The sequence below is a fragment of the Anaerococcus sp. C0059F3 genome (assembly GCF_056590475.1).
Genome location: NZ_JBWPWE010000008.1, coordinates 105,544 through 117,132, shown reverse-complemented (window position 1 = coordinate 117,132; position 11,589 = coordinate 105,544). Strand labels below are relative to the sequence as shown.

At 37.6% G+C, this 11,589-nt stretch carries 14 protein-coding genes; 4 read left to right on the top strand and 10 right to left on the bottom strand.

Annotation, left to right across the window (positions count from 1 at the left end):
* Nucleotides 1-360 precede the first annotated feature (360 nt).
* The 4 genes from AC1EJ5_RS06800 to AC1EJ5_RS06785 all read right to left on the bottom strand — a co-directional run bounded on the left by AC1EJ5_RS06800 (nucleotide 361) and on the right by AC1EJ5_RS06785 (nucleotide 3,495).
* Entirely contained in the window at nucleotides 361-885 is a 525-nt protein-coding gene (locus tag AC1EJ5_RS06800) for a peptidylprolyl isomerase (protein ID WP_479815337.1), read from the bottom strand.
* Nucleotides 886-893: 8 nt separating this feature from the next.
* A complete protein-coding gene (locus AC1EJ5_RS06795; protein ID WP_479815335.1) occupies nucleotides 894-2,243 on the bottom strand; it encodes a DUF711 family protein in 1,350 nt (449 codons plus the stop codon).
* A gap of 1 nt (nucleotide 2,244) precedes the next feature.
* Nucleotides 2,245-2,514, bottom strand: a complete 270-nt coding sequence (locus tag AC1EJ5_RS06790; protein ID WP_311480911.1) for an ACT domain-containing protein — start codon at nucleotides 2,512-2,514, stop codon at nucleotides 2,245-2,247.
* Between the two features lie 171 nt (nucleotides 2,515-2,685).
* Nucleotides 2,686-3,495: an aggregation-promoting factor C-terminal-like domain-containing protein gene (locus AC1EJ5_RS06785; protein ID WP_479815333.1), complete on the bottom strand. Its 810-nt coding sequence runs from the start codon at nucleotides 3,493-3,495 to the stop codon at nucleotides 2,686-2,688.
* Between the two features lie 462 nt (nucleotides 3,496-3,957).
* On the opposite strand from AC1EJ5_RS06785, the gene AC1EJ5_RS06780 reads away from it, so the two are divergent.
* The 4 genes from AC1EJ5_RS06780 (at nucleotide 3,958) to AC1EJ5_RS06765 (ending at nucleotide 7,698) form a co-directional block, all read left to right on the top strand.
* Nucleotides 3,958-5,001 carry a D-alanine--D-alanine ligase family protein gene (locus tag AC1EJ5_RS06780; RefSeq protein ID WP_479815331.1) on the top strand — a complete coding sequence of 348 codons (1,044 nt, stop codon included), beginning with the start codon at nucleotides 3,958-3,960 and terminating at the stop codon, nucleotides 4,999-5,001.
* Nucleotides 4,994-6,373, top strand: coding sequence for a UDP-N-acetylmuramoyl-tripeptide--D-alanyl-D-alanine ligase (locus tag AC1EJ5_RS06775; protein ID WP_479815329.1), 1,380 nt, complete (start codon nucleotides 4,994-4,996; stop codon nucleotides 6,371-6,373). Before AC1EJ5_RS06780 ends, AC1EJ5_RS06775 begins: the two co-directional genes overlap by 8 nt.
* An 11-nt stretch (nucleotides 6,374-6,384) precedes the next feature.
* Nucleotides 6,385-7,317, top strand: coding sequence for a 1-phosphofructokinase family hexose kinase (locus AC1EJ5_RS06770; protein WP_311486930.1), 933 nt, complete (start codon nucleotides 6,385-6,387; stop codon nucleotides 7,315-7,317).
* A 90-nt stretch (nucleotides 7,318-7,407) separates the two neighbouring features.
* The gene (locus AC1EJ5_RS06765; RefSeq protein WP_479815327.1) at nucleotides 7,408-7,698 is read left to right on the top strand and encodes a hypothetical protein; all 291 of its coding nucleotides are present in this window, start codon (nucleotides 7,408-7,410) and stop codon (nucleotides 7,696-7,698) included.
* 27 nt (nucleotides 7,699-7,725) lie between these two features.
* Here AC1EJ5_RS06765 and AC1EJ5_RS06760 read toward each other — a convergent pair whose 3' ends face one another.
* From AC1EJ5_RS06760 to AC1EJ5_RS06735, 6 genes are all read right to left on the bottom strand, one after another.
* Nucleotides 7,726-8,376 carry an ABC-2 transporter permease gene (locus AC1EJ5_RS06760; protein WP_479815325.1) on the bottom strand — a complete coding sequence of 217 codons (651 nt, stop codon included), beginning with the start codon at nucleotides 8,374-8,376 and terminating at the stop codon, nucleotides 7,726-7,728.
* The gene (locus AC1EJ5_RS06755; RefSeq protein WP_479815323.1) at nucleotides 8,376-9,212 is read right to left on the bottom strand and encodes an ABC transporter ATP-binding protein; all 837 of its coding nucleotides are present in this window, start codon (nucleotides 9,210-9,212) and stop codon (nucleotides 8,376-8,378) included. The genes AC1EJ5_RS06760 and AC1EJ5_RS06755 overlap by 1 nt, the downstream gene beginning before the upstream one ends.
* A complete protein-coding gene (locus AC1EJ5_RS06750; protein WP_479815321.1) occupies nucleotides 9,202-9,588 on the bottom strand; it encodes a GntR family transcriptional regulator in 387 nt (128 codons plus the stop codon). The genes AC1EJ5_RS06755 and AC1EJ5_RS06750 overlap by 11 nt, the downstream gene beginning before the upstream one ends.
* A 106-nt stretch (nucleotides 9,589-9,694) precedes the next feature.
* Entirely contained in the window at nucleotides 9,695-10,462 is a 768-nt protein-coding gene (gene udp / locus AC1EJ5_RS06745) for a uridine phosphorylase (protein ID WP_479815319.1), read from the bottom strand.
* On the bottom strand, nucleotides 10,459-11,145 hold the full coding sequence (locus AC1EJ5_RS06740; RefSeq protein WP_479815317.1) for an HAD family hydrolase: 687 nt from the start codon (nucleotides 11,143-11,145) through the stop codon (nucleotides 10,459-10,461). The genes udp and AC1EJ5_RS06740 overlap by 4 nt, the downstream gene beginning before the upstream one ends.
* The gene (locus tag AC1EJ5_RS06735) at nucleotides 11,142-11,585 is read right to left on the bottom strand and encodes a deoxycytidylate deaminase (protein ID WP_209771037.1); all 444 of its coding nucleotides are present in this window, start codon (nucleotides 11,583-11,585) and stop codon (nucleotides 11,142-11,144) included. Before AC1EJ5_RS06735 ends, AC1EJ5_RS06740 begins: the two co-directional genes overlap by 4 nt.
* Nucleotides 11,586-11,589 lie beyond the last annotated feature (4 nt).

The following is an 11,589-nucleotide window of genomic DNA, read 5'->3' as shown; positions in this document are numbered from 1 at the left end:
CAATATTTATCTGATAAAGATCTATATGAGATATTGGATTCTAAATATTCTTTTACTACTTTCATTTTGAATTCTGTACTATATTTTGCCATTTAAAAACTGACCTCCTTTAGTTAGTTTTTAGGTCTAACTTTTGGGGGTCAGTTCACTTTGCCTTTTATCTTATGAATTCTCATTTTGTTTTCTATTTAATTTCTTTTTTATTTCCCAGTTGCCTATATTTTTTAGGCCTTGCCTTGTACTTTTACCTTGCTTTTCTTTTTGAATTAAAACACTATTTCATTTTTTACCAGACTTTTATTTTAAATTTAATTTTCTCAAAAAATTCCAACAAAAAACCAGGATTTCTCCTGGTCTAAGTTACATTTTCACTACTTCTGGATATTCTTTGCCAAAGGTTTCGACGCTTGCTTTTTCTATTCTTACGTCTTCTTTTGGCCTATCTTGTCTGTTGGTTTTAGTCTCTGCTATCTTATCAACCACATCCATGCCCTCGATTACCTTGCCGAAACCAGCGTATTGACCATCTAGGTGTGGGCTATCTTGGTGCATTATAAAAAATTGGCTGCCGGCTGAATCTGGCATGAAAGATCTAGCCATAGAAAGGACTCCCCTTTCGTGTTTCAAATTATTTTCAAAACCATTTTGGCTAAATTCTCCCTTTATAGCATAGCCTGGACCACCCATACCTGTGCCCTCTGGATCGCCACCTTGGATCATAAAGTTTTTTATTACCCTATGAAAGATTAGGCCGTCGTAAAAGCCCTTATTTATTAAAGAAATAAAGTTATTTACAGTATTTGGGGCTATATCTGGGTAGAGTTCTGCCTTTATCTTATCTCCATTTTCCATCATGAAGGTTACTATTGGATTTTTGTCTGTCATACTTCCTCCTAGTTTTTAAATGAATGTACAGGGGCTGGGATAAATCCTCCCCTATTAATCATGATACTCGAATCTGACTCGCCTACATCTATTATAGGAGCATAGCCAAGAAGACCTCCAAATTCTACCTGGTCACCGACATCTTTGCCATGAACAGGGATAATCCTTACTGCTGTTGTTTTGTTATTTATCACCCCAAGGGCTGCCTCATCAGCAATCATGGCTGAAATGCTTGCCGCTGTGGTCTTTCCTGGAATGGCAATCATATCAAGACCAACAGAACAAACACAAGTCATAGCCTCAAGTTTATCAAAGGTAATCCAGCCTTTGCCGGCCGCTTCAATCATAGCTTCGTCTTCACTAACAGGAATGAAAGCACCAGAAAGTCCTCCAACCCTAGAGCTTGCCATGATTCCACCTTTTTTAACCGCATCATTTAGCATGGCAAGGGCAGCAATTGTGCCGTGGCCACCGACCTTGTCAATGCCGATTTCTTGCAAAATCCTTCCAACAGAATCGCCAATGGCAGGTGTTGGTGCAAGGGAAAGGTCAACTATACCAAAGTTTTTATTAAGCTTTTTACAAACTTCTTGGCAAACTAATTCACCCATCCTTGTGATTTTGAAAGCTGTTTTTTTGATTATTTCATAAATTTCATTGATTTTTAAATCTTCCTTATTAGAAATAGCAGCCTTAACTACGCCTGGTCCTGAAATACCAACGCTAATTACTGTATCAGCCTCGCCAACTCCATGGAAGGCACCAGCCATAAAAGGATTATCCTCAACAGCATTGGCAAAGACAACGAGTTTTGCACATCCAAAGGCATTGTCGGTATTAGCTGCCAATTCTTTAATAGTTTTCCCACAAAGGTCGGCTGCATCCATATTGATCCCAGCCTTGGTTGACCCAATATTTATCGAAGCACAAACAAGGTCTGTCTCCGCCAAAGCCCTAGGAATGGACCTAATTAAAATCTCATCAGCAGGGGTCATCCCCTTTTCAACTAGGGCAGAAAAACCACCTATAAAGTCGATCCCAATATCCTTTGCCGCCCTATCAAGGGTTTTGGCAAAAGGTGTGTAGTCATCAAGATCAGTCGCCGCTGCGATTAGGGAAATCGGAGTGACTGATATCCTATTATTTACAATAGGTACCCCGTAAATCTGAGAAATTTCCCCCGAAACTTTCAGAAAATCCTTGCTCTCCCTAATAAGCTTGTCATAAATCTTATCGCAAGCCTTTTTGTAATCAGGGTCGATACAGTCAAGAAGACTAATTCCCATGGTTAGGGTCCTGATATCGAGATTTTCCTCATCTAACATTTTTATAGTTTCTAAAATATTTGCCTTATCCATCTTAAATCCTATGCATCACGTCAAAAACTTCTTCGTTTTGAATCCTAATTTCAAGCTTAGTTTCCTCAGACAAGGCATTAAAACTTTTAGTAATTTCGCTAAAATCAGCATTTGCCTTGGTCAAATCAATATTGATCATAGCCACAAATTTATCTTCCATAATGGTTTGGCTCATGTCTAAAATATTGATATTGTACTTATATAAAACTTCTGTCACTTGGTAAATTATTCCCGGTCTATCATTTCCTATAATTGTAAGTATTGCTTTCATAAAATCCTCCATGATTATTGTACCACCAATTTATTATATTAATAGAATAAAGGAAGGTTTTCCCTTCTTTTTGATAAAATTTTCTCAAAAATTCCTATCTTCGATATTTTTTCACAAATTATTATAAATTTTGCCAACAAAAAAAGCTCAGAATTTCTGAGCTTGTATTTCTTAATACCAACCGTTTCTTTGCCAGAAAGCTTGGGCATTTTCCCATGAGCCGTATCTTTGAGCTACATAGTTATCTGCTGCTGCTTCTTGTTCTGCTGGGCTAGCGCCGTAACGAACTAGGGATGGGTTTAATTGGTATCTACCGTAATATCCGCCTCTTGGGTTGTAGGCTGTGTATGAACCACCTGATTCCCTTTGAGCTATCCATTCCTTAGCCCAGTTTGTTGAGCCTTGGTAAGATTGGTTATTGTTTTGTGCTGGCGCTTGTTGTTGAGCTGGCGCTTGTTGAGCCTTTTGAGCTGGGGCTTGTTTAGCTTGAGCTTGAGCGTTCTTTTCATTTATAGCTCTGAAAGTCTTAAGAAGGTTATTGTAAATATAGCCAACTTGGCCATCAACTTCTACTTTAACAAAACCATTTTTAGCAATTTCAAGAGCCTTAACTGGTGTAGCCTTATCTAAAACTTTGATTACTTCACTATCAAGGTTATCTTCTTTTCTAAAGTTTGTAGCAGAAACTACTTCTGTTTCTTCAAGAAGGTGGAAAAGATCAGCTGATACATAAGCATCCTTTCCTTCAAAGTCAATCTTTAACCAACCGTCTTTTTTATCTTTAACTTCGTATTCTTTGTTTTCATCGTCTATTAGGCCGATAATGTTATCGCCAAGTTTAGCTTCGCTTCTAACATTTACTCCATTTGCTTGATTTTTGTTAATTACAGCGCTTGCTGCGTCTGCCTTGTTAGCTCCAAAGCTAAAAGCCGATGGGATTACTAGGGCTGCCGCTAGGGCGTATTTTGTAAAAAATTTCATTTTGTCTCCTTAAATCTATATAAATTTCTTATTTTTAAATTTATGTCTCAATCTGTAATAATAGTTACAAATTGATAACAATTCCTTATTACGGTTTATAGTATAACTTTAAATTGTGTGGAAATTATGTAGATTTTGTCAATTCTTACAAATTGTTTACAATTTTATTCAAACCATTGATTACAAGCCTTTTCCTCTATGGCTTTCTCTCCTATTACAATGAATTTTGTTGAGATTTTTTTATCAAAGAAGATATTCTCGCTAATAGAAGACTTTTATAACTTGTTGCCAATTGTTACATTTGATTTCCAATTTGTAACTAATTTTGATTATCATTGGCATTTTTAAGTACAAAATAAACTTATTTCCTCAAAGAAAAGTCCCATAAATACAGATATATTTGCCCATATTTTTCATATGTAGTAAAATTTACTTAAGCTTATAAATAGAAAGAGAGACACTATGAAAACTGTATACATCTTATGCGGAGGACCATCGAGCGAGCATGATATTGCCCTAAGAAGCGCCCTTAACATAGTTAAAAACCTAAATAAAGAAAAGTACAACAAAAAAATCGTATATATAGATAAGGAAGGAAAATTTTCAGAAACTTTCACAACCTATGATCCAGTTGACGAATTTTCCCTAGTTAAAAAAATCGAAAAATCAAAACAAGCATCGATTGCAGACTTCCTTTTAGAAGTCTCTAAAGAGGACCTAGAGGATACAATCATCTTGCCAGTAGTTCATGGTACCTATGGCGAAGACGGCACTATCCAGGGCTTTTTAGACGCAGTAGGCCTTGCTTATATAGGAAACGGCCTCCTTTCCTCTGCTATTTGCATGGATAAGGTCACATCTAACGATATTTTCGAAAAATCAAAGCTAAAACAAGCCAAGTACAAGTATTGTTATAAGGAAGACTTTAACGACGAATTTATTGATGAATGTATAGCCTATGTCGGCCTTCCTCTAATTGTAAAACCATCTGCCAATGGGTCTTCTGTTGGAGTTTCAAGGGTTGAGACTAAGGAAGATTTCAAAAAAGCAGGCCTTGAAGCCCTTAAATATGACAGAAAACTTTTGGTAGAAGAATTAATCGTAGGCCAAGAAATAGAACTAGCTGTCCTTGGAGATTCTGATAATATAGATGTCTCTGACCCAGCAGCCTATATCACCGACCACGTATTTTTGGATTGGGATGCTAAGTATTTTTCAAAATCAACCAGAGAAGAGCTTCCTTATAAGATGGACGAAGATGACAAGAAAAAAGCCAAAGAATTTGCCAGGGCTTGCTACAAGGCAGCAGGATGCGAAGGTTTTGCCAGAGTTGATATCTTCTATGGCAAAGATAAAGAGTTTTACATCAACGAAATCAACACCTTCCCAGGCTTTACCCCTTCATCATTTTTTGCAAGGATGGCCATGGACCTATATAAGGTAGACTTTTCTAACATCCTTGATATGTTAATAGAAGATGGTTTTAGGAGATCTAACAATGATTGAAAAAACTTTAGGCCAAATCGCCCAAATGATTGGCGGAGACATATCTGATGAGAAATTTTCCGATATAAAAATTAAAGGGATTTCAACCGACTCAAGGACAATCGATCCAGGTGAGCTTTATATTCCCCTAGTTGGCGAAGTCTTTGACGGTAGGATTTTCATTAAAGAATGTGAAAGCAAGGGCGCCAAGGCCTTTTTCATAGATGATCCGGCAAAGATAAATAAAACTGTATCTATCCCTTATATAAAGGTCAAAGATACAAAAAAAGCCCTCCAAGACCTAGCTACAGCCTACAGGGACCAATTAACCTGCAAGGTCATTGCAATCACCGGTTCAAACGGCAAGACAACAACCAAGGACATTTTGCACAAGGTCTTGTCAGAAAAATATAAGACCCAAAAAACCTGTGGCAACCTCAACAACGAAATAGGAGTTCCAAAAACTGTCCTAAGCCTTGATACCGACACAGAAGTCGCAATAATAGAGCTTGGTACAGATAATTTTGGAGATATTTCCCTAACAAGTCGCATGGTTAAGCCACATATATCTATGATTACCAATATCGGAGATTCCCATCTTCATAACCTAAAATCAAGGTCAGGCATCCTAAAGGCCAAACTTGAAATCCTTGAAGGCATGGACGACGACGGAATTTTTATCTATAATATAGACGATCCGACCATGGAAAAAGAAGTTCCAACTTACCAAATCAAGCAAAAAGTCCTTTCTTTTGGAAGAAGCGATAAAGCGACTTTTAGGATCAATTTTGAAAAGTCAGGCCCAGCTAGTATCCGCTTCTCCCATGGAGATGACTTCTACCAAGTTCCACTCATGGGTGAGCATAATATCTACAACGCAGCCGCTGTTGTAATGATAAGTCAAATGCTTGGACTTGACAAAAAATCAATTGACAATGGCTTTGCCAAGGCAACATCAAGTCAAAACAGGACTGAACTTTTGGAATTTGATGGCTTTGACGTTTTGGATGATTCCTACAAGTCAAATCCCCAATCCCTCCTTGCAGGCCTTGAAACAGCCTACATGCTCGAAGGATACAAGAGAAAGATTGTCTGCCTTGCAGATATGCTTGAGCTTGGTGAAAATGAAGTTGACCTCCACCGCCAAGTAGGCAGGAAAATTGACAGCAAAAAAATAGACTATTGCCTATTTTATGGGCCACTAGCTAGGGAAATGTATGAGGCAAGCCTTGAAAATTTCCCTCCTAACAGGTCCCTTTACTTTGAACACAAGGATGAATTAATTGAGAAATTAAAATCTCTCGTCATCGGCGCTAGCCTCGTCTTTGTTAAAGGAAGCCACGGCATGCACATGGAAGAGATAATCGAAGCTATTAAGTATTTTAACATATGAAAGAGGTATCTATGATTTACACAGTAACCCTAAACCCTTCTATAGACTTGTTTGTAGAAGTAGACAAATTAAATCCTGGTTATAACAACAACATCAAAACCGAAAGGACCCTTCCAGGTGGTAAGGCAATCAACGTTTCAAGGATCCTTTCCCAACTAAAAATCCCAACAACAGCCACAGGTTTTCTTGGCTCCTACCAAGGACTTTTTATAAAAGATTGGCTAGAAAAAGAAGAAATCCTAGTAGACTTTGTAGAAATCAAAGAGTCTAACAGGATAAATATCAAAATTTTTGAAGACAAAAAAGAAACAGTAATCAACTTCCAAGGACCAACAATTTCCTCAGAAGAAGTCGAAGAACTCCTCTACTACCTATCAAGAGTTAGGGAAGGCGACACCATCATCTTTGGTGGATCAGTTCCACCAATGGAAAATGGCGAAGATTCAGACATCTACGACAGGATGGTAGAAATCGCCAAGGCCAACGGTGCTTACTTCATAGCTGACGTTCCAAGCCAATATTTAATGAATATGGTTGAAAGAGGCCCACTTCTTGTTAAACCAAACGGTGAAGACATCGAAGCTATCTACAAGGTTAAAATCGAAGATAAGATGGATTATATCCCTTACGGCAAGGACCTAATCAAAAAAGGCGCTAAATACGTTATAATTTCCTATGGCGAAGACGGATCAATGTTCTTTTCAAGAGACGGAGTCTATGCCGCAAAACCAGTAAAAGACGGCAAGGAAATAATCAACACCGTCGCTTGCAGGGATGCGATGATAGCTGGCTTTGTCGGCACCCTAGTGAGAGATAATGACCCAATCGAATCCTACATGGTCGCAGTTGCTGCAGCAAGTGCAACAGCCAAGGTCCTAGACCTACCAAGCAGGGATCAAATTCTGGAAGTCCTCCCACTTGTTGATATTGAAATTATAGAATAAATGCTAATAATTGCGCTTTGCAATAATCTAGGCCAAACAAAAAAATCTAAGAGCCTGAAAAGTTTTAAACATCTCGCAGAAGAAAAAAATATGCAGGATTTTTTATACGACTATAGGGACAAATTTTCTTCATTTGATTCCTACTGGCTTTTCGATCCCCACAAAGATACAGAATTAAAAAGAGAAAGCCTAGAAGATATAGAAAAATTTGCCCAAAGCCTATATGATTTTACAAAAAACCTAGACCTAGAAGAAGAAAATAAAATCATCGAAAAATATAACCTATCGCAAAGAAAAATAGAAACCTATGGCAAAAATCTAAAAGCCCTTGCAAGGCTTGCTATAGAAAAAAATATGACCCTAGCAGGCCTTGGAGATTAATCCAAGCTTGCTAGGGTCTTTTGCCATTTAAAAATCTCTTTTTTTATAAAAGTTAATGGAAAGTTTAATCGAAATTGTAAGAAAAAGGACAAGTAGAATACAAATCCCAATTATAAGCATCCTTTGATTTTCTAATACAAAGTTAAGGATTGGTCTAAAATCTTTTATAAAATATCCTCCAAGCATTCCTAAGATTCCAATTATAAGTATTGGTAAAAATCCAAAAGTCTTTGCTTTAGTATAGCCAGATTTAAAAAACATCGGATACTGAAAAGAAATAATTATCCCAAATAAAACAAAGTTCATTCCTAAATACATCAGAATATCAAGGTCTAATGGTATATTTTTTATTAGGGAAACTATAGTATATATCGAGAAGCCAAGTAGACTAGCCACTATAAAAATCAGACCAGCTAAGATATACCTACCTATAACTACCTTTTTGCTATCTATAGAAAAAATCTTATATAGGGCATCAATACCTGAATTTTCTCCTAGCAAAAATGGAGTAGATGAAAATATTACAGCAAAAGTCAATGTCATTGATAACATTACTACAGGAGTTTTATTAATAAAGGAATAAAAAAGACTTATACCTAATAGTATGATTAAATTTTTCAAAGTATAATAGGGTTTCATTGAGATTATATCCAATTTAATTTGCTTTCTGATATTCATTATATCCTCCCATAATAAATCATTATTTGATCAATGCTAGGCACTTCTGCCACCAAGTTCTCATCTTCCCTATAATCTTCTCTTAATACTAAAGCCTCAAAATTGACCTTAGATTTCTTTTGGCCATAAACTTTAAAGTTCTTTATCTTTTCAAAATCATCAAGACCACCTTTTATTAGTAAAAATTTGTCGTAAAACTCATCTTTTGGGCCTTCAAAAACGATTTTCCCCTGGTCTGTAAAGACAATATAATCGGCAATCCTATCTAAATCCTGGGTTATGTGAGTTGAAAACAAAACTGTATGGTCGGGATCTTCCATAAAGTCTAAAATCATATCCACAAGTTCATCCCTCATAGCAGGGTCAAGTCCGCTTGTAGGCTCATCTAGGATTAGGATTTTCGCCTGGTGAGAAAGGGCAATTGCAAGCATAAGTTTTATCTTCATTCCCCTTGATAATTCGCAAACTTTCTTCTCCTTTTCAAGTCCAAACTTATTAAGATATTCGTAATAGGTCTTGGCATCCCACCTATCATAGCCTATAGCCATGGCCTCACTAACTAGGTCCAAGGTCCAATCCTTGCCCAAAAATGAATCGTCCATTACAAGGCCCACATCTTGAAGATAGGTCAAATCATTAATTTTTTTACCATCTAGGAAAATTTCCCCATCGTAGTTTATAAGTGACAAGAGAGCCTTGATGGTGGTTGTCTTTCCCATTCCGTTTTTGCCAATAAAGCCAGTTACAAAGCCTTTTTTGATGGCAAAATCATTTGGGCCGAGCTGAAATTTGTCATAAGTTTTGCTAAGATTTTTTGCCATAATTTTATAAGTCATTAAAATCTCCTTCATACAAATATTCTAAAAGTTCAAATAAATCCTTCTTTTCCATTTCAATATCCCTTGAAATCTTGACCGAATCTAGGAGAGCCTCTTCGAGTTTTTTCTGTTTTTCCTCAAGCCTTAAATTGAGATCTTCCTTACCAACAAAGGTCCCCAAGCCCTGACGAGATTCGATAAATCCTTCATCTTCAAGCTCATCATAAGCCTTTTTGACAGTCAAAATCGAAATGGAAAGCTCACGGGCCATCGCCCTCACAGAAGGCAGTTTCTCCCCCGCCTTGAGATTTCCCTTCAAAACCTCATCTCTTATAGCATTTTTAATTTGTTCATAAATAGGGACAGCCGACCCATTTTTAATAATAATCTTCAATTTTCTCTCCTTCTTACATAACAGTATATAACAGTTTATAACACTTGTCAATAAAATTTATAAATAAAAAAATCCCCCCCCATCTATAAAGACGAGAGGAATCCTCTTATTTATCTGCTTCTATCAAATTTTTAAGCCCCTCAATTCCCACTCTTATTGCAAGGTCTGTATCGTGGATTACTGGGTTTGGGAGATTTTGTTTTTCTCTCTCTTGGTTGGCTACTACAAGGAAGCAAGATCCGACTCTCACTTTCAAAAAGCTTGCCACTACAAAGAGGGCTGCTGATTCCATTTCGCTGGCGAGGGTTCCTAGCCTTTTCCAGGCTTCCCACTTGTTTGTAAGTTCGTAGGAGACTGGCATGGTGTCCGCTTCGTGTTGGCCGTAGAAGGAGTCCTTGCATTGGACAACGCCCACATGGTCTTTTGCACCCAAGGCTTCTGCCCCTTTTTTTAAGGCACCTGTCACTCCAAAATCTGCCACAGCTGGAAATTCGATTGGGGCATACTCCTTGCTGGTTCCTTCCGCCCTGATGGCAGCTTGGGCTATTACTATGTCTCCGCTTTTTACATCTGTGTCAATCCCTCCGCATGTTCCGACTCTGACAAAGGTGTGGGCGCCGAGTTTGGCAAGCTCTGTCATGGCAATGGCTGCCGATGGGCCGCCTATGCCTGTAGATGTGACTGAAACTTTTTCCCCATTTAGAAATCCTGTATAGGTCACAAATTCACGCCTGTCGCCTACTTTTTTGGGATTTTCAAAATAGGCTGCGATTTTTTCGCACCTTTTTGGATCTCCCGGCAAGATTACGTATTTACCAATATCTTCTTCCTTTAAACCTATATGGTATTGTCTACCGTCGTCTGAATATTTCATATGCCCTCCATAAGATTTTCTATTAAGTCTGCCACAGAGCCCATGCTAAAATTACAGGCCTCTCTTACAGCCTCATTTGTGACATAGTCAAGAGTGTAGGAAAGTGGCGTATTTTTTAGAAAATCAATATCATTATAGTCGTCGCCTATGGCAATAATTTCTCCATCATAGAAATAAAAATCCTTGATAAAATCTATTCCTCTTTGTTTATTTATACCCTTTTTGACCACATCTATAACGCCTATGGAATAATGAAAATCAAAGTCTTCTGGGAAATGATTTGGTATTTGACTTTCAGAATAAATCGCCAGGGCTATTATCGGTTCATTTATATTTTTAAGATTATTTTCCTTGGCACTTTCAGTAAAAATCGCCATTTGATTAGGAATTTCTTTGCCATAAAAATTTAAAAAGTCCCTGGCCTTTGCTTTTGAAATAGTGGCCTTAAAGACTTCTTTTAATTTCCCATTTTCTTTTAGGAAAATGTGGCCACCGTTGTTGCAAATTACGGCATCAGGCTTGATTTTCCCTTCTATTAATGGAGCGAGACTTGCAAAGGACCTACCTGTCACAATAGCAAAAAGATTCCCAGCTTGCTGGAAATCTCTTATTGCTTTTATATCTTTTTGGGAAATCTTCCCGTCTATAAAAATTGTCCCGTCAAAGTCAGATGCCAATATCACTTTTCATCCTCTTCGATTTTGATATATTCTATGCCGTTTTTCTCTAATAATTCTACAGCATAGTCGTCCATCCTGTAGGCGTTTCTGTAGTAAATTTTTTTAATACCCGCTTGAATTAAGCTCTTTGTGCAGTTTAGGCAAGGAAAATGGGTTACGTAGCAAATTGTGTCTTTGACTGAAATTCCTTCCTTAGCACAGTACAAAATGGCGTTCATCTCGGCGTGAATGGTCGCTATGCAATGGCCATCCCTCATGGTATGGCCAATCTCATCGCAATGGGCATTGCCCTTGATTGATCCGTTATATCCGGTTGAAACTATCCTATTTTCGCTATTTACAAGGACACAACCAACATAGGCCCTGTCGCAAGTGCCTCGCATAGCAACAGTTTCTGCTAGTCTCATAAAATATTCATTCCAACTTAATCTATCTTTTGCCATAGCT